Source organism: Herbaspirillum sp. UBA812, from assembly GCF_002296545.1.
GTDB lineage: Bacteria > Pseudomonadota > Gammaproteobacteria > Burkholderiales > Burkholderiaceae_D > Herbaspirillum > Herbaspirillum huttiense.
The window spans coordinates 18,768-35,030 of sequence record NZ_DBIC01000161.1; the positions used below are offsets into that span (position 1 = coordinate 18,768).

18 protein-coding genes are annotated in these 16,263 nt (G+C 61.6%); 2 read left to right on the plus strand and 16 right to left on the minus strand.

The features are described from left to right. Positions 1–29: 29 nt before the first annotated feature. The 15 genes from hisB to B3873_RS10620 all read right to left on the minus strand — a co-directional run bounded on the left by hisB (position 30) and on the right by B3873_RS10620 (position 12,361). Positions 30–626: an imidazoleglycerol-phosphate dehydratase HisB gene (gene hisB / locus B3873_RS10550; protein WP_013235995.1), complete on the minus strand. Its 597-nt coding sequence runs from the start codon at positions 624–626 to the stop codon at positions 30–32. A gap of 72 nt (positions 627–698) precedes the next feature. After that, on the minus strand, positions 699–1,805 hold the full coding sequence (gene hisC / locus B3873_RS10555; RefSeq protein WP_286865953.1) for a histidinol-phosphate transaminase: 1,107 nt from the start codon (positions 1,803–1,805) through the stop codon (positions 699–701). Beyond that, on the minus strand, positions 1,786–2,619 hold the full coding sequence (locus B3873_RS10560) for a DNA-methyltransferase (protein WP_286865858.1): 834 nt from the start codon (positions 2,617–2,619) through the stop codon (positions 1,786–1,788). Before B3873_RS10560 ends, hisC begins: the two co-directional genes overlap by 20 nt. A 4-nt stretch (positions 2,620–2,623) precedes the next feature. Then, positions 2,624–3,940 carry a histidinol dehydrogenase gene (gene hisD, locus B3873_RS10565; protein WP_034330743.1) on the minus strand — a complete coding sequence of 439 codons (1,317 nt, stop codon included), beginning with the start codon at positions 3,938–3,940 and terminating at the stop codon, positions 2,624–2,626. A 39-nt stretch (positions 3,941–3,979) separates the two neighbouring features. Then, on the minus strand, positions 3,980–4,630 hold the full coding sequence (hisG, locus tag B3873_RS10570) for an ATP phosphoribosyltransferase (RefSeq protein WP_134223469.1): 651 nt from the start codon (positions 4,628–4,630) through the stop codon (positions 3,980–3,982). A gap of 30 nt (positions 4,631–4,660) precedes the next feature. Further along, positions 4,661–5,911, minus strand: a complete 1,251-nt coding sequence (murA, locus tag B3873_RS10575) for a UDP-N-acetylglucosamine 1-carboxyvinyltransferase (RefSeq protein WP_134223470.1) — start codon at positions 5,909–5,911, stop codon at positions 4,661–4,663. A 9-nt stretch (positions 5,912–5,920) separates the two neighbouring features. Continuing rightward, positions 5,921–6,157 (minus strand): BolA family protein, encoded by a 237-nt coding sequence (locus tag B3873_RS10580; protein WP_039783960.1) that lies wholly within the window; start codon positions 6,155–6,157, stop codon positions 5,921–5,923. 47 nt (positions 6,158–6,204) lie between these two features. Beyond that, positions 6,205–6,969 (minus strand): ABC transporter permease, encoded by a 765-nt coding sequence (locus B3873_RS10585; protein WP_034330737.1) that lies wholly within the window; start codon positions 6,967–6,969, stop codon positions 6,205–6,207. Next, on the minus strand, positions 6,966–7,886 hold the full coding sequence (locus tag B3873_RS10590) for an ABC transporter ATP-binding protein (RefSeq protein ID WP_039783846.1): 921 nt from the start codon (positions 7,884–7,886) through the stop codon (positions 6,966–6,968). Before B3873_RS10590 ends, B3873_RS10585 begins: the two co-directional genes overlap by 4 nt. Before the next feature lie 328 nt (positions 7,887–8,214). After that, on the minus strand, positions 8,215–8,508 hold the full coding sequence (locus B3873_RS10595) for an STAS domain-containing protein (protein ID WP_134223471.1): 294 nt from the start codon (positions 8,506–8,508) through the stop codon (positions 8,215–8,217). Positions 8,509–8,554: 46 nt separating this feature from the next. After that, positions 8,555–9,196 carry an MlaC/ttg2D family ABC transporter substrate-binding protein gene (locus tag B3873_RS10600; RefSeq protein WP_286865864.1) on the minus strand — a complete coding sequence of 214 codons (642 nt, stop codon included), beginning with the start codon at positions 9,194–9,196 and terminating at the stop codon, positions 8,555–8,557. A gap of 292 nt (positions 9,197–9,488) precedes the next feature. Beyond that, entirely contained in the window at positions 9,489–10,226 is a 738-nt protein-coding gene (locus B3873_RS10605; protein WP_209532726.1) for an MlaA family lipoprotein, read from the minus strand. A 5-nt stretch (positions 10,227–10,231) separates the two neighbouring features. Next, the gene (gene mlaD, locus B3873_RS10610) at positions 10,232–10,708 is read right to left on the minus strand and encodes an outer membrane lipid asymmetry maintenance protein MlaD (protein ID WP_134223474.1); all 477 of its coding nucleotides are present in this window, start codon (positions 10,706–10,708) and stop codon (positions 10,232–10,234) included. A gap of 73 nt (positions 10,709–10,781) precedes the next feature. Beyond that, positions 10,782–11,561, minus strand: a complete 780-nt coding sequence (gene mlaE / locus B3873_RS10615) for a lipid asymmetry maintenance ABC transporter permease subunit MlaE (RefSeq protein WP_121040431.1) — start codon at positions 11,559–11,561, stop codon at positions 10,782–10,784. Next, positions 11,558–12,361 (minus strand): ABC transporter ATP-binding protein, encoded by an 804-nt coding sequence (locus tag B3873_RS10620; RefSeq protein ID WP_198516418.1) that lies wholly within the window; start codon positions 12,359–12,361, stop codon positions 11,558–11,560. The genes mlaE and B3873_RS10620 overlap by 4 nt, the downstream gene beginning before the upstream one ends. 410 nt (positions 12,362–12,771) lie before the next feature. On the opposite strand from B3873_RS10620, the gene ychF reads away from it, so the two are divergent. Beyond that, positions 12,772–13,863 (plus strand): redox-regulated ATPase YchF, encoded by a 1,092-nt coding sequence (ychF, locus tag B3873_RS10625; RefSeq protein WP_008332485.1) that lies wholly within the window; start codon positions 12,772–12,774, stop codon positions 13,861–13,863. Between the two features lie 239 nt (positions 13,864–14,102). After that, positions 14,103–15,143: a restriction endonuclease gene (locus tag B3873_RS10630; RefSeq protein WP_286865875.1), complete on the plus strand. Its 1,041-nt coding sequence runs from the start codon at positions 14,103–14,105 to the stop codon at positions 15,141–15,143. Between the two features lie 77 nt (positions 15,144–15,220). On the opposite strand, the gene B3873_RS10635 is transcribed toward B3873_RS10630, so the two are convergent. Further along, a complete protein-coding gene (locus B3873_RS10635; protein WP_039786340.1) occupies positions 15,221–16,138 on the minus strand; it encodes a LysR family transcriptional regulator in 918 nt (305 codons plus the stop codon). Positions 16,139–16,263 lie beyond the last annotated feature (125 nt).

Below are 16,263 nucleotides of genomic sequence, written 5' to 3' on the forward strand. Positions count from 1 at the left end.
ACCCAGATGAGTTAGCGATACCCTGCGTTTTACAGGCTGCCCTTGGTGGACGGAATCGTACCCGCAGCGCGCGGATCAAGTTCCACGGCCATGCGCAGCGCGCGGCCGAAGGCCTTGAACACGGTTTCGGCCTGGTGGTGGGCATTCACGCCACGCAGGTTGTCCACGTGCAGGGTCACCTGCGCATGATTGACGAAACCGTGGAAGAACTCGCTGGTCAGGTCCACATCGAAGGAACCGATCATCGAGCGGGTAAAGGGAATGTGGTATTCCAGGCCGGGACGGCCGGAGAAATCGATCACCACGCGCGACAGGGCTTCGTCCAGCGGCACGTAGGCGTGGCCGTAGCGGCGGATGCCCTTCTTGTCGCCGATGGCCTTGGCGAAGGCCATGCCCAGGGTGATGCCCACGTCTTCCACCGTATGGTGCGCGTCGATGTGCAGGTCGCCCTTGGCGTGGATGTCCAGGTCGATCAGGCCGTGGCGGGCGATCTGGTCCAGCATGTGATCCAGGAAGGGCACGCCGGTATCCAGCTTCTGCTGGCCGGTGCCATCCAGGTTGATCGCAACGCGGATCTGCGTCTCGTTGGTATTGCGGACGACTTCGGCGGTTCTCGGTGTAGACATGGTCGGGGTTGGACGGGGTTCTATCGTTGGTAATGCGTGATGCCTGCTTGCCTGCGGTGGACCTTCAAACCTTCACTGCTCGCGCAGTGCATCTTTCAGGGCCGTCAGGAAGATGGCGTTTTCTTCATCCGTGCTGACGGTAATGCGCAAACAGTTTTGCAGCAATACGTGCATTCTACCGGCATTTTTGACAAGTACCCTGCGCGCCAGCAAGGCGGCGCAGACTTTATCGGCTTCCGGGACGCGGATCAGGATGAAATTGGCTGCCGAAGGAAACACCTCCACCCCCTCCAGCGCCGCCAGTTCGGCCGCCAGCACGCTGCGCGCCTCACGCAGCTGCGCCGCCTGCGCCTCCAGCACCTGCAGGTGTTCCAGCACGAACAGCGCCGCCGCTTCGGTGAGCATGTTGACGTTGTAGGGCGGGCGCACCTTGTCCAATTCGCGCAACAGCGCCGGGGCCGCCGACAGGTAGCCCAGGCGGATGCCCGCCAGCCCCAGCTTGGAGACCGTGCGCATCACCACCAGGTTGTTGTGCTGCGGCAATGCCGGCATCAGCGTCGATGCAGCGAAAGGCTGGTAAGCCTCGTCCACCACCACCAGGCCATAGGGTGCGGCGGCTTCGATGATGCGCAGCACGTCGGCCATCGGATAGAGCGTGCCGGTCGGATTGTTGGGATAACCCAGCCAGGTGATGACCGGCTTGTGTTGCTCGATGGCTGCCAGCATCGCGGGCAGGTCCAGCGTCAGGTCCGCGCGCAGTGGCACACCCACATAATCCAGCCCGGCCATTTTTGCCGAGACACCATACATGACGAACCCCGGTTCCGGTGCCAGGATGGTCCGCCCCGGAATGGCACAGGCTACTGAAAGCATGGTGATGAGCTCATCCGAACCATTGCCCAGCAGGACGTCATAGCCCGCAGGCACACCCAGTTGCGTGCAGATGGCGGCTTTGAGGCGGGTATAGGACGGCACCGGATAGCGGTTCAACTCCAGTGCAGCCAGCCGCTGCGCCAGTTCTTCACGCAAGGCCGGCGGCAGCAGGTAGGGATTTTCCATTGCATCGAGCTTGACCATCCCTTCGGCCGAGGGCACGTGATAGGACTGCCAGCCGCGCACCAGCGGGCGGATCACGTTGGCTACCAGGTCGTCCACGGTCTCAGGCTTGGAGGGATTCATCATCTTGGCTCGCAGGTGCCGGCGCATCGAGCGCGTCGAGACGCTGGCGGATCAGTTCGCAATAATCGGGATTGAGTTCAAAGCCGGTGAAGTGGCGACCGCAACGGCGCGCAGCCACGGCGGTCGTGCCGCTGCCCATGAAAGGATCGAGCACCACGCCGCCCGGCGGACAGGAGGCTTTGACCATGCGCTCCACCACTTCCAGCGGTTTTTGCGTGGGATGGTCGGCGCGCTCTTTATGTTCACGATGCAGGCGCGACACACTCCATACATCCTTGGGGTTGTAGCCCATTTCCAGCCACTTGGCCCCGACGAAGATGGAGCGTGAACGCGCCTTCTTGGTCTGGGCATCGTAGGGAATGCGGATGGCATCGAGATCAAAGAAATAATCCTTGGCCCGCGCGAAGAAACCGATGGTGTCATGCACCGAGGAATAGCGCCGGGTGCTGCCGCCCATGGAGGGCACGCGGCGATCCCAGATGATCTCGTTGACCATGGTCATGCGCTGCTTGAGCATCACGAAGATTTCCGGCGAATTGCGCCAGGTCAGGAAGATGTAGAGACTGCCATTGGGCTTCAACTTGGGCAGCGCGGCATCGATCCACTGCTCGGTCCACGACAGATAAGCGGCCGTATCGAGCTTGTCGGAATCGTTGCCGTAATCCTTGCCCAGCCCATAGGGCGGATCGGCGATCATCAGGTCGACGCTGCCATCGGGAATGCGCGCCAGGCCAGCGGTGGCCGAGAGCGCATCCTCGCAGAATACGCGGTCCAGCCAGCCGGCACCTGCGAGGGAGTCGGTGGCGGAGGTCATCCTGTCACTTCCTGAGCCGCAGTTCGGCCGAGCGGGCGTGCGCCTGCAAGCCTTCACCGTAAGCCAGTTCGGCGGCGATCTTGCCCAGCGTCTGCGCGCCCTCTTCCGAGACACGGATGATGCTCGAACGCTTCTGGAAGTCATACACGCCCAGTGGCGAGGAGAAGCGTGCAGTGCGCGAAGTCGGCAGCACGTGGTTGGGACCAGCGCAGTAGTCGCCCAGCGATTCGGAGGAGAAGCGTCCCAGGAACATGGCACCGGCGTGACGGATCTGGTCCGCCCACTGCTGCGGCTCCTGCGCGGAAATCTCCAGGTGCTCGGCGGCGATCATGTTGGCGATCTCGCAGGCTTCTTCCATGTCGCGCACCTTGACCAGGGCGCCACGGTCGGTGAGCGAAGTGCGGATCACGTCCTTGCGCGGCATGTCTTCCAGCAGGCGGTTGATCGAAGCTTCCACCTTGGCGATGTAGTCCGCATCCGGGCACAGCAGAATGGATTGCGCCAGCTCGTCGTGCTCGGCTTGCGAGAACAGGTCCATGGCGATCCAGTCGGGATCGGTCGCGCCATCGCAGATCACCAGGATCTCCGAAGGACCGGCAATCATGTCGATGCCCACCACGCCGAACACGCGGCGCTTGGCGGCGGCCACATAGGCATTGCCGGGACCAACGATCTTGTCCACCTGCGGGATGGTGGCGGTGCCATAGGCCAGCGCGCCCACGGCTTGCGCACCACCGATGGTGAAGACACGGTCCACGCCGGCAATGGCGGCTGCGGCCAGCACCAGTTCATTCTTCACGCCATCCGGGGTCGGCACGACCATGATGACTTCCTGCACACCGGCCACCTTGGCCGGAATCGCATTCATCAATACCGACGAAGGATAGGCGGCCTTGCCGCCCGGCACGTAGATGCCCACGCGATCCAGCGGCGTGACCTTCTGGCCCAGCTCGGTGCCATCGGCTTCGCGATACAGGAAACCATCCGAGCCGCATTCCTTCTTCTGGCGCTCGTGATAAGCGCGCACGCGGTCGGCGGCGGTCTGCAGCGCATGGCGGCGCGCCTCGGGCAGGCCTGCCAGTGCGGCTTGCAGGGCATCCTTGCCGATTTCCAGGCCAGCCACGGAAGCGGCCTGCAGGCGGTCGAAGCGCTGGGTGTATTCCAGTACGGCGACATCGCCGCGCGCCTTCACATCGGCCAGGATGGTCGCTGCAGCGCGGTCGATGGCCTCGTCTTCACTGGCTTCGAAGGCCAGCACGGCCGACAGCTTGTCACGGAAGCCGGCTTCGGCGGAATCGAGTTTTCGGATGGCAATGCTCATGGTCTCACCTGCTCTGCGAAGATATCTGGGGTCGTGGGATTACTTGGCCTTGGAAGCCTTCTCGAAGGCATCGAGAATCGGCTGCAGGCGCTCGCGCTTCAACTTCAGCGCGGCCTGGTTCACCACCAGGCGCGAGGAGATGTCGATGATGTGCTCGACTTCCACCAGCTTGTTGGCGCGCAGCGTGCCACCGGTGCTGACCAGGTCGACGATGGCGTCCGACAGGCCCACCAGCGGGCCCAGTTCCATCGAGCCATACAGCTTGATCAGGTCCACGTGCACGCCCTTGGCGGCGAAGTGCTCGCGCGCGGTATTGACGTACTTGGTCACCACGCGCAGGCGCGCGCCCTGGCGCACCGCGCTGGCGTAGTCGAAACCTTCCTGCACCGCCACCGACAGGCGGCATTTGGCGATGTTCAGGTCGATGGGCTGGTACAGGCCTTCACCGCCGTGCTCCATCAGCACGTCCTTGCCGGCCACGCCGAAATCGGCCGCGCCGTATTGCACGTAGGTCGGTACGTCCGAGGCGCGCACGATGATGACGCGCACGTCGGGGTCATTGGTCGGCAGGATCAGCTTGCGCGAGGATTCGGGATCCTCGGCCACGGTAATGCCGGCGGCCTTGAGCAGCGGCAGGGTCTCTTCGAAGATACGGCCCTTGGACAGCGCCAGCGTCAGTTGTTGGGTCATGATGGTGTGCGTTTTCTGGGGTCCGTCAATTTACTTGATACGTTCGATATCGGCACCGATGGCCGACAGCTTGGCTTCCATGCGGTCATAGCCGCGGTCGAGGTGGTAGATGCGTTCCACCACGGTCTCGCCTTGCGCGGCCAGCCCGGCGATGACCAACGAGGCCGACGCGCGCAGGTCGGTCGCCATCACCGGCGCACCGAGGAATTTTTCCACGCCGGTGACAATGGCGGTATTGCCTTCCACATCGATGGCCGCACCCAGGCGATTCAATTCCTGCACGTGCATGAAACGGTTCTCGAAGATGGTCTCGGTGACGTGGCTGGTACCTTCGGCCAGGCAGTTCAAGGCCATGAACTGCGCCTGCATGTCAGTCGGGAAACCCGGATATTCGGTGGTGCGGAAGCTCACCGCCTTGGGACGGCGCGCCATCTGGATGCGGATCCAGTCTTCACCCGAGGTGAGGATGGCACCGGCGTCACGCAGCTTGTCCAGTGCAGCATCCAGCAAACCGGCGCGGGTGCGGTGCAAGGTCACGTCGCCACCGGTGGCGGCGACAGCGCACAGGAAGGTGCCGGTCTCGATGCGGTCCGCGATGACTTCATGTTCGGCACCGTGCAGCTTCTCCACACCCTGGATGACCAGGCGGTCGGTACCGATGCCCTCGATCTTGGCGCCCATTTTCACCAGCAGATGGGCCAGATCGCCGACTTCCGGCTCACGCGCGGCGTTTTCCAGCACGGTCTCGCCATCGGCCAGGGCCGCGGCCATCAGGAGGTTCTCGGTGCCGGTCACGGTGATCATGTCGGTGACGATGCGCGCACCCTTGAGACGCTTGGCCTTGGCATGGATGTATCCGGCCTCGATATGAATTTCCGCGCCCATCGCCTGCAGTCCCTTGATGTGCTGGTCCACCGGACGTGAACCAATGGCACAACCGCCGGGCAGCGACACCTTGGCCTGGCCGAAGCGCGCCAGCAAGGGGCCCAGCACCAGGATCGAGGCACGCATGGTCTTGACCAGTTCATACGGCGCTTCCGGGCGGGTGATGTCGTTGCCGTTGAGGACCAGCTGCTCGCCGTTCTCGCGCACGCGCAGGCCCATCTGGCTCATCAGCTTGGTAATGGTGACCACGTCCTGCAGGTGCGGCACATTGGAGAGCACCAGGTCGCCATCGGTGAGCAGGCCCGCGCACAAGATGGGCAGGGCGGCGTTCTTGGCACCGGAAATGGTGACGTCACCGGAGAGGCGCTTGCCGCCACGGATCAAAAGCTTGTCCATCGTGTTGCCTTATTTCTGGAATTCTTCGGGGGTCAGGGTCTTCATCGACAGCGCGTGGATTTCTTCACGCATGCGGTCGCCCAGGGCGGCATAGACCAGCTGGTGGCGCTGAATCAGGCGCTTGCCGGTGAAAGCTTCGGCGACGATGACGGCGGTGAAGTGCTGGCCATCGCCCTCCACTTCCAGGTGCTGGCAGTCGAGGCCGGCGGCGATATAGCTTTTGACGAGTTCAGGTGTGGGTAGCATGGTGAGGCTCTTCACGGGAATGGGGGAGATGGCGGGGCGCGGCGTGCTCAATGCGAACCTGCGCGCAGCTTGTAGCCGCTCTTGAGCATGCGTACGGCCAGGGTCGACAGCGCCACGAAGAACACGGCGACGATACCGAGGCTGGTCATGGGGGGAATGTCGGACTGGCCGAAGAAGCCGTAGCGAAAACCGTCGATCATATAAAAAAACGGGTTGAAATGCGATACCGCCTGCCAGAACGGGGGCAGCGAGTGTATCGAATAGAACACGCCGGCCAGGAAGGTCAGCGGCACGATCAGGAAATTCTGGAACGCCGCCAACTGGTCGAATTTCTCCGCCCAGATCCCGGCAATCAGGCCCATGGTGCCCAGGATGCCGGCACCCAGCAGGGCGAACACCAGGATCCACAGGGGGGCGACGAAGTCCAGGTGACCGAACCAGACGGTGACCACGAACACGCCCGCACCCACCATCAGGCCGCGCACCACGGCCGCCAGCACGTAGCCGCCGAACAATTCCCAGTGGGACAGGGGTGTCAAGAGCACGAACACCAGGTTACCGGTGATCTTGGACTGGATCAGCGAGGACGAACTGTTGGCAAAGGCATTCTGCAACACGCTCATCATCACCAGGCCTGGCACCAGGAAGCCGGTGTAGTTCACCCCCGGATAGACCTGCACGCGATCCTGCAGCACGTGGCCGAAGATCAGCAAGTACAGCAGGGCCGTGACGATGGGCGCAGTGATGGTCTGGGTGGCGACCTTCCAGAAACGCAGGATTTCCTTGTAGAACAGGGTACGGAAACCGATCATTTTTCATCTCCCATGATCTGGATGAAGACGTCTTCCAGGTCGGCCTGCTGCAATTGCAGATCATCGATCTCCGCGCCCGAGGCGCGCAGCGTGGCCAGGATGGGTTCGACTTCCTTGTAGTCATTCACGCGCAGCGTGTACTTGTTGGCGGCATTGCCGGCCAGCAGCTCCTCTGGATGGGTGACCAGCGCCTTGAGGCCATCGGGCAGGCTGCCGCGCTTCAGTCGCAGCACCATCTGCGAACCGGAGATGCGGCGAATCAGCGCATCGGTCGAATCCAGCGCCACCACCTTGCCGAACTTGAGCATGGCGATGCGATTGCACAGGGCCTGGGCTTCTTCCAGGTAGTGCGTGGTCAGCACGATGGTATGCCCCTCGCGGTTGAGGCGGCCGATGAACTGCCACAGGGTCTGGCGCAGTTCCACGTCCACCCCGGCGGTCGGCTCATCGAGCACGATGACCGGCGGCTTGTGTACCAGCGCCTGGGCCACCAGCACGCGCCGCTTCATGCCGCCGGAGAGCGCGCGCATGTTGGTATCGGCCTTGTTGGTGAGGTCGAGGTTGTCCATGACCTCGTCGATCCACTTGTCATTGTTGGTCAGGCCGAAATAACCGGACTGCATGCGCAAGGTCTCGCGCACGGTGAAGAAGGGATCGAAGACCAGTTCCTGCGGCACCACGCCCAGGTTCATGCGCGCGCCGCGATAGTCGCTGACCACGTCATGCCCGTGGATGGTGACCGAGCCGGAATCGGCCCGATTCAGGCCGGCGATGATGGAAATCAACGTGGTCTTGCCGGCGCCGTTGGGGCCGAGCAGACCAAAGAATTCACCTTCTTCGATTGCCAGCGACACACCACCCAGCGCCTGCAGGGACTGGTAGCGCTTCTTGATGTCTGTGATTTGGAGAGCGGCCATTGCCTCGCCCGTTCAATACGTTACTTGCCAGAAAGAAATAAGGAGCCAGGAGTTCCACCGGGGAATCCGCTGTCCGCCTCGCCTCGACCGCGCCATCCTCCCGACGTGGGAAGCGTATGACGCAGTCATGTTGTCGTTGCGCTATGAAATAGCCGGAATGTTTTGCCGATGCCGACGGGCGGGAGAATGCCTGGCGGAAACGTGATCCGCTGCCAACGCCGCCAGCGCGCCTGCAAAACCTTCGATTATAGGGGAATTCGATATTCCGGGCCGCCGTAGCACGGGCTTCCCGGCACCCGGGAGCCCGGGCCGCAAGGAGAAAACGCGATCAGTGATGTCGATCGGTAGCGGAGGTCGGCGCGCTTGCGCCTTGCAGCAGCGCGGTCACGCCGTAGAGATCGGCCAGGCTCTGCAGGTTGGCCGGCAAGGGACCGAAGTCCAGTGCGGCGCCGCGCCCGGCAGCGGCACGCCGCCAGGCCAGCAGGGTCGCCACGGCCGAGGAATCGACCACGGCCACCTCGCTGACGTCAATGCTGGCCTGGCCGGCGGCGATGGCCGACAGGCCTTCGCGCAGGACGGTGCTGGCATTGGTGAAGGTCAGCGAGGAGCCGGGCTTGAACATGGTGCGTTCTTTCGGTTCAGGAGATTGGTCGATGAACGGAAACAGCTTACTTCTTGCCGTTGCCGCGTGCGGCCAACTGCTGGTTCTTGTCGGTCAGCGCCTTGATCAGGCCGTCGATGCCACCCTTGCTGATCTCGTTGGAGAAGGTGCCGCGATAGGCTTCCACCAGCCAGGCGCCCAGCACGTTGACGTCATACAGCTTCCAGCCGTCGGGCTTCTTTTCCAGGCGATAGCTCAACTGGATCGGCTCGCCGCCGCGCGAGGAGATCACCTGCGAATTCACTTCCACTTCGGTATCGGTCGGGGCGGCGCGCAGCGGCTTGAATTCGATCTTCTGGTCACGCACCTGCGACAACGCGCCGGAGTAGGTGAATACCAGCAGGCTGCGGAACTGGGTAATCAGCTGCTTCTGCTGATCCGGGGTGGCCTGGCGCCAGTAGCGGCCGGCGGCCAGCTGGGTCATGCGCTCGAAGTCGACGTAGGGCAGGATCTTCTGCTCCACCAGCTGCATGATGCGGGTGTTGTTGCCGGACTGGATATCCTTGTCATTCCTGGCCGTATCCAGCACTTCCGAGCTGATGCGCTTGACCAGCGCGTCCGGGGCTTCCTGGGCGGACGCTGCGCCGGAGAAGGACAGCGCGGGAACCGCGAAGGCAGCGATAGCGAAAAGTTTGGTAAGCATCTTCATAAGTCGGTTTTCCATTCGAGTCAGCAGAAGGTGCCGGGGCTGCCCGGGCTGCATCGCAATGAATCGCGATGCGTGCGCCGACGGCAGCCGGCATGTCCTTCGAAGCCCGCCCGGGAGCGGGGTTCCCGTGCCGTCACAGTTCGGCACGGATGTTACAGATTGCCCTCGGAGGGCAAAGAAACTGGGCAGACAGCGCAGATTGGGCAATTGGTCCGCATTTCAAGACAAGACTGCGGCACCGCAAGCGAGACCGCGGCCTCCCCGCCGCTCAGCGGGGCAAGGCCAGAGGCCATCAGGGCTTGATCGTTTCTTCCTTCTGCTCGCGGCCGCTGAAGCCACCATTGATCTGGCTCTGGCGGCGTTGCAGGTAGGCGTCGCGCACGAAGTCGTACTTGTCCAGAGCGGCATCTTCCAGCAGGGTCGAGGCATCCAGCAACTGGGCGCGGCGGTCGACGATGCGGACCACGGCTCCAACGTTGCGCCAGCGGGTCGGGCGCTTGTAGGTCCACAGGTCGCCGTACAGGTCCACCGGCATGCCGGCAGTGTCACGCAGCGTGGACGGGCCGAAGAACGGCAGCACCACGTACGGGCCGGAGCCGACGCCCCACTTGCCCAGGGTCTGGCCGAAATCGGACTTCTCGCGCGGCAGGCGGGCTTCGGTCGCCACGTCCAGCACGCCACCCAGACCGAAGGTGGTGTTGATGGCCACACGCATGAAGGTCGAGACGCCCTGCTCGATACGGCCCTGCAGCAGCTGGTTGATGGACGACCAGACATCGCCGATGTTGCCGAAGAAGTTGCCCACGCCATGCTGGATCGGGGTCGGTACCACGGTGTCATAGGCTTGCGCGGCGGGCTTCAGGGCCACCTTGTCGACCGTGTCGTTGAAGCTGAACATGGTGCGGTTGAAGCCTTCCAGCGGATCGTTCGGATTGTTGCTGGTGCTGGCGCAGCCGGTCAGGGCGGCGGCCGCCAGGGTCAGGGCGCCGAGACGGCCTGCGTAGACGGTGCTGATGGTTTTTTTATTCATTTGATTCATTTGGAATCATCCTTTCCCTCTGCCGCCTTGCTGTACAGGAATTGACCGATGAGGTTTTCCAGAACGATGGCGGATTGTGTCATCTTAATCGTATCGCCCGCGGCCAGGTTAGCAGTATCGCCGCCTGGCTCGATGCCGATGTATTGTTCACCCAACAGACCCGAGGTCAGGATCTTGGCCGAGCTGTCCTTGGGGAATTTGTAGCTTTCGTTCATATTCAGCGTGACCACGGCGCGGAAGGTCTGGTCATCGAAGCGGATCGAATCCACCCGGCCCACGACCACACCGGCGCTCTTGACCGCCGCACGCGACTTCAGGCCGCCGATGTTGTCAAAATTGGCCTTGAGGGCATAGGTCTTCTGGCCGAAGGACATCGAGCTCATGTTGCCGACCTTGAGCGCCAGGAACGCCAGCGCGGCCACACCGGCCAGCACGAAGATTCCTACCCAGGCATCCAGAGATTTACGTTGCATATTGAACCCTTTTTCTACCCTTTTATTCACATCATTGCGCCCCGACCGGGCGCTTGTCCAAGCACTGCGGCACTCAGCTGAACATCAGTGCAGTCAGCAGGAAATCCAGGCCCAGCACGGTCAGCGAGGCGATCACCACGGTCCGGGTGGTGGCCCGGGCCACGCCTTCGGGGGTTGGCTGCGCCTCATAGCCTTGGAACAGCGCCACGAAGGTGACGGCGATACCGAAGACGATGCTCTTCAACACGCCATTGGCGATGTCATTCCACACATCCACGCCGCCCTGCATCTGCGACCAGAAGGCGCCTTCATCCACGCCGATCAGCAGCACCCCGACCACATAGCCGCCCAGCACGCCGACGGCGCTGAAGATGGCCGCCAGCACCGGCATGGCGATCACGCCAGCCCAGAAGCGCGGGGCCACCACGCGTTGCAGCGGGTTCACGGCCATCATTTCCATGGCAGAAAGTTGCTCGCCGGCCTTCATCAGTCCGATCTCGGCGGTCAGCGAGGTCCCGGCGCGGCCGGCAAACAGCAGGGCCGTCACCACCGGCCCCAGTTCACGGGTCAGCGACAAGGCTACCAACAGACCGAGCGCCTGTTCCGAACCATACTTGTTGAGCGTGTAATAGCCCTGCAGCCCCAGCACGAAGCCCACGAACAGGCCCGACACGGTGATGATCACCAGCGAGTAGTTGCCGATGAAGTGGATCTGGTCGGTGATCAGGCGCGGGCGACGCAGCAGGCCCAGGGAGGCGCCCAGCATATTGATGAACATGCGTCCGGCAAAGCCGACCCCGACCACGAATTCGCGCACGCTGCGGCCGAGGCCGCTGACGAAACCGGCGATCATGCTGCACCTCCCAGGCCCAGGTCCTCGGCCAGCGATTTGCCGGGATAGTGGAAGGGCACCGGGCCATCCGCCTGGGCGTGGACAAATTGCTTCACATAGGGATCGGTGGATTCACGCATTTCTTGCGGTGTCCCCTGCGCCACGATCTTGCCGGCCGACAGGAAATACACATAGTCGGCAATGGCGAAGGATTCATTGACGTCGTGCGACACCAGGATCGAGGTCGAGCCCAGGGCATCGTTGAGCCGGCGAATCAGATTGGCGGTCACGCCCATGGAAATCGGATCGAGCCCGGCGAAAGGTTCGTCATACATGATCAGCGCCGGATCAAGCGCGATGGCCCGTGCCAGCGCCACCCGGCGCGCCATGCCGCCGGAGATCTCGGCGGGTTTGAGCGAGGCGGCATTGCGCAGGCCCACGGCGTTGAGCTTCATGAGCACCAGGTCGCGGATGAGCGTTTCATCCAGATCGGTATGCTCGCGCAGCGGGAAGGCCACGTTGTCGAACACCGTCATGTCGGTAAAGAGCGCGCCGTTTTGGAACAGCATGCCCATTTTGCGACGCAACACGTAGAGTTGTTTAGTCGCCAGCGACGGCACATTCTCGCCATCGACTTCCACCCTGCCCTCCTGCGGCTGCAGCTGCCCGCCGATCAGGCGCAGGATGGTGGTCTTGCCGGATCCGGAACCGCCCATCACCGCCACCACCTTGCCACGCGGGAAGTCCATCTGCAGACCGGTCAGGATAGGCCGGTCGCCATAACGGAAGTGCAGATCGCGGATTTCGACGATATTAGTCAAAGCAGGCAAAGGGATTCGTTGAGGATTTGGGAAAACCGACATTGTAGAGCAAATTTTACAAATCGCTTTCAAGAAGGCAATACAGCCTGTAAATGGCGGGAGCCGAAAAGCCCCGTTCTTTACAAGTTGCCTGCATGTTCACTACAAATAACTACAATTTCCGCCAACCAACTAGATGACGATTGAGTCATTTAAATATTGCATCGGCAAAAAATTTCTCATTGCGTGGTGCGTCTGCAACGAAATGGTGCAATGCAGACAATTTTCCGAGACGCGAATCAAGGCTCGCATGTTACCAGTGATGGGGAGATACCACAGCGCGGGGGTGCGAAAGGATGCTGCATCGCAAAGCTGGGGCTTGGGCCGTGCGGCTTGCTACAATGTCGGTTTTGCTTTCGGAAGAATCTGTCATGAGCCTCAAATGCGGCATCGTGGGTCTGCCCAACGTCGGTAAGTCCACTCTTTTCAACGCGCTGACCAAGGCGGGCATCGCCGCCGAGAACTATCCGTTCTGCACCATCGAGCCCAATGTCGGCATCGTGGAAGTGCCCGATCCGCGTCTGAAGGCGCTGGCCGAGATCGTCAAGCCCGAGCGCATCCTGCCGGCGACGGTGGAATTCGTGGACATCGCCGGCCTGGTGGCGGGTGCCTCCAAGGGTGAAGGTTTGGGCAACCAGTTCCTGTCGCACATTCGCGAGACGGACGCCATCGTCAACGTGGTGCGTTGTTTCGAAGATCCGAACGTGATCCACGTGGCCGGCCGCGTGAGCCCGCTGGACGACATCGCCGTGATCCAGACCGAACTGGCGCTGGCCGACATGGGTACGGTCGAGAAGGCCATCCACCGCGAGCAGAAGAAGGCCCGTTCCGGCGACAAGGATGCCGCCAAGCTGGTGGCCCTGCTGGAGCGCATCATGCCGGCGCTGGACGAAGCCAAGCCGGTGCGCGCGCTGGGCCTGGATGCCGAAGAGATGCTGCTGATCAAGCCGCTGTGCCTGATCACGGCCAAGCCGGCGATGTACGTGGCCAACGTTTCCGACAGCGGTTTCACCGACAACCCGCTGCTGGACCAGCTGACTGCCTACGCGCAGGAACAGAACGCGCCCATCGTGGCCATCTGCGCGGCCATCGAAGCCGAGATCGCCGACCTGGACGACGCCGACAAGGCCGACTTCCTGGCCGACATGGGCATGGAAGAGCCGGGCCTGGATCGCCTGATCCGCGCGGCCTTCAAGCTGCTGGGTCTGCAGACTTACTTCACCGCTGGCGTCAAGGAAGTGCGCGCCTGGACGGTGCCGGTGGGCGCCACCGGCCCGCAGGCAGCTGGCGTGATCCACACCGACTTCGAACGCGGCTTCATTCGTGCGCAGACCATTGCCTTTGAGGACTTCATTGCCTTCAAGGGTGAGACCGGTGCCAAGGAAGCGGGCAAGATGCGCGCGGAAGGCAAGGAGTATGTGGTCAAGGATGGGGATGTGATGAATTTCTTGTTCAATGTCTAAATCGCTGAACACAGCAGCATTGAAGCTCATTCGAAGCTGACAGAAAGACCCCAAATAACATTGGGGTCTTTTTTTTTCGATTGCTGATCTTGATCGGTCGAGTTGCACTCGAGGCAGCTGGGCCTGACTCGCAGTGAGGCCTTTGGAAGAACCGAAATTGAGCGGCTCCTGTTTCAGGTATTATCGCCTGCAAATATCAGAAGCAATTCGGCTAAAAAATAGAACAAGGAAAACCATCCATGTCCATCTGGCTCATCCGCGCCGGCTCCCACGGCGAGTACGAACACAAGTTCATCCAGGAAAACCGCGTCTATGTGACCTGGGATGACCTCGACGTGGATCTCGCCAAAATGTCCGGCCGCAGCGAACTCACCGCCGCGATGACCCAGCGCTACAGCGAAGCCAAGCCCAAGACCATCCAGAACTGGGTCAGCCAGGTCTGGCCCTTCGCCCATGAAATGAAAATCGGCGACCTGGTCGTCATTCCCCTGAAGTCGCAGCCAGCGGTCTACATCGGTGAAATCACCGGGGACTACCAGTGTCAGCCATCCGGCCCCAGCCCCTTCTTCCACTCCCGTACCGTCAAGTGGATAGGCGAGGCCATTCCGCGCACGCACTTCGGGAAGGACTTGCTGTTTTCCTTCGGCGCGTTCATGACCATCTGCCGCATCAAGCGCAACAACGCCGAACAGCGGATCGCAGTGATGCGCAACAAAAACTGGGCCGCCGAGAATTCTCCGGTCGTAAGCAAACTCACGCGTGCTAGTAACAGCGATGAGGAAACCCTAGATATCGACCTCGAAGAATCCGCACGAGACAAAATTGCCGCGCAGATCATGAAGCGCTTCAAGGGCCACGGCCTCACCCGCCTGATCGAAGGCATCCTCAAAGCCCAGGGCTACACGACCTACCGCAGTCCGGAAGGAGCGGATGGCGGGGCCGATATTCTGGCCGGATCCGGGCCACTGGGCTTTTCCACGCCACGCCTGTGCATCGAGGTCAAGTCAGAAGACAATCCCATCGGCCGCGAGCCTGTGGATAAATTACTGGGTGCGATGACCAAGTTCAACGCCGACCAGGGCTTGTTCGTCGCGTGGGGCGGATTCAAGGGCAATGTGCAAAAAGAAATGGCGTCGCAATTCTTCCGCCTGCGTCTGTGGACCCAAAAGGAGATCCTGGAGCAACTCTTCGAGCAATATGATCGCCTCGACGAAGACCTCAAGGCAGAACTGCCCCTGAAGCGCGTGTGGATGGTGGCCTCACAGGAAGAAATTCTCTAAATCATTTCCACTTGTCCACAGCAAGTGCTGTGGACAATTCAATTGGAAGTGATTCTCCACTCATGAGAATCACTTTCTCACCGTCTTCCACTGCTCAACTGCGGCGTCAAAAACGACTGCCTGAAATACTCCCTCACTGCCTCCATGGCTGGCGTAAACGTCACCCCCTTGCGCCAGGCCAGCCCCACATTCATGGCAGGCACGTGATCCATCAGTAGCACCGTCTCGATCCGCAATCCCTCCAGCGACCAGGGCCGATACACCAGGTCCGACAGAATCGCTACCCCCGAACCATTGGCCACCATGCTGCGCACCGCCTCGATGGAACTGGTACGCATGATGATGTTGGGCTTGCGTCCGCTTTGATTCCAGTAACGCAGCGCGGTCTTGTCGGCCTCGTCCACCGTCAGCAGGATGAAGGGCTCATTGGCCACTTCGGACAAATTCACCACCGTGCGCTCGCCCAGCGCGTGCCGTGCCGGCAGCCACAGGCGGCGCACTGACCCGAACAAGGTCTCATAGGCAATCTCGCGGTGACGCAGATTGGATGTCAGCACCACCGCCATGTCGATCTCGCCCTCCACCAGGCTCTGCTCGATCTCCGCGCGCTCCTTCTCATGCACGTGGATCTTGATGCCCGGATAGGACTGCGACAGCCGCTGCAGGTGGTGCGGCAAAAAATACCCCAGCACCGTGTAACTGGCCGCCACCCGCAAACTGCCGCTGGCCGTGTTGTCCGGCAAGGGACTCTTCATCGCATCGTCCACGCTGCGCAGGATCGAATACGCATGGTTGAGGAAATGCCGCCCGCTGTCGGTGAGGATCATCCCCTGCGGAGAACGGATGAACAGCGGTGCCCCCAGCAAAGCCTCCAGTTCCTGGATGGCACTGGTGACCGAGGATTGCGAAATGTGCAGATGGATCGCCGCCTGCGAAATCTGCCCCACTTCCGCTGTGGCCACGAAATAACGGATCTGCCGGAGGGTGATGGCCATGTTTGACGCCCTTCATAAGCTATCGGATTTTTCGATATCAAGCCCTCTGATAATACATCTGTCCAATACCGTTGACGATTTCTATACTCGGTTTCATGTGCTGATTCCGACAGCACCGGAGACCA

What these genes read in the sequence shown, in the direction of transcription:
- hisB (WP_013235995.1), bottom strand. Translation starts at nt 626, where the DNA reads ATGTCTACACCGAGAACCGCCGAAGTCGTCCGCAATACCAACGAGACG.
- hisC (WP_286865953.1), bottom strand. Translation starts at nt 1,805, where the DNA reads ATGAATCCCTCCAAGCCTGAGACCGTGGACGACCTGGTAGCCAACGTG.
- B3873_RS10560 (WP_286865858.1), bottom strand. Translation starts at nt 2,619, where the DNA reads ATGACCTCCGCCACCGACTCCCTCGCAGGTGCCGGCTGGCTGGACCGC.
- hisD (WP_034330743.1), bottom strand. Translation starts at nt 3,940, where the DNA reads ATGAGCATTGCCATCCGAAAACTCGATTCCGCCGAAGCCGGCTTCCGT.
- hisG (WP_134223469.1), bottom strand. Translation starts at nt 4,630, where the DNA reads ATGACCCAACAACTGACGCTGGCGCTGTCCAAGGGCCGTATCTTCGAA.
- murA (WP_134223470.1), bottom strand. Translation starts at nt 5,911, where the DNA reads ATGGACAAGCTTTTGATCCGTGGCGGCAAGCGCCTCTCCGGTGACGTC.
- B3873_RS10580 (WP_039783960.1), bottom strand. Translation starts at nt 6,157, where the DNA reads ATGCTACCCACACCTGAACTCGTCAAAAGCTATATCGCCGCCGGCCTC.
- B3873_RS10585 (WP_034330737.1), bottom strand. Translation starts at nt 6,969, where the DNA reads ATGATCGGTTTCCGTACCCTGTTCTACAAGGAAATCCTGCGTTTCTGG.
- B3873_RS10590 (WP_039783846.1), bottom strand. Translation starts at nt 7,886, where the DNA reads ATGGCCGCTCTCCAAATCACAGACATCAAGAAGCGCTACCAGTCCCTG.
- B3873_RS10595 (WP_134223471.1), bottom strand. Translation starts at nt 8,508, where the DNA reads ATGTTCAAGCCCGGCTCCTCGCTGACCTTCACCAATGCCAGCACCGTC.
- B3873_RS10600 (WP_286865864.1), bottom strand. Translation starts at nt 9,196, where the DNA reads ATGAAGATGCTTACCAAACTTTTCGCTATCGCTGCCTTCGCGGTTCCC.
- B3873_RS10605 (WP_209532726.1), bottom strand. Translation starts at nt 10,226, where the DNA reads ATGAATAAAAAAACCATCAGCACCGTCTACGCAGGCCGTCTCGGCGCC.
- mlaD (WP_134223474.1), bottom strand. Translation starts at nt 10,708, where the DNA reads ATGCAACGTAAATCTCTGGATGCCTGGGTAGGAATCTTCGTGCTGGCC.
- mlaE (WP_121040431.1), bottom strand. Translation starts at nt 11,561, where the DNA reads ATGATCGCCGGTTTCGTCAGCGGCCTCGGCCGCAGCGTGCGCGAATTC.
- ychF (WP_008332485.1), top strand. Translation starts at nt 12,772, where the DNA reads ATGAGCCTCAAATGCGGCATCGTGGGTCTGCCCAACGTCGGTAAGTCC.
- B3873_RS10630 (WP_286865875.1), top strand. Translation starts at nt 14,103, where the DNA reads ATGTCCATCTGGCTCATCCGCGCCGGCTCCCACGGCGAGTACGAACAC.
- B3873_RS10635 (WP_039786340.1), bottom strand. Translation starts at nt 16,138, where the DNA reads ATGGCCATCACCCTCCGGCAGATCCGTTATTTCGTGGCCACAGCGGAA.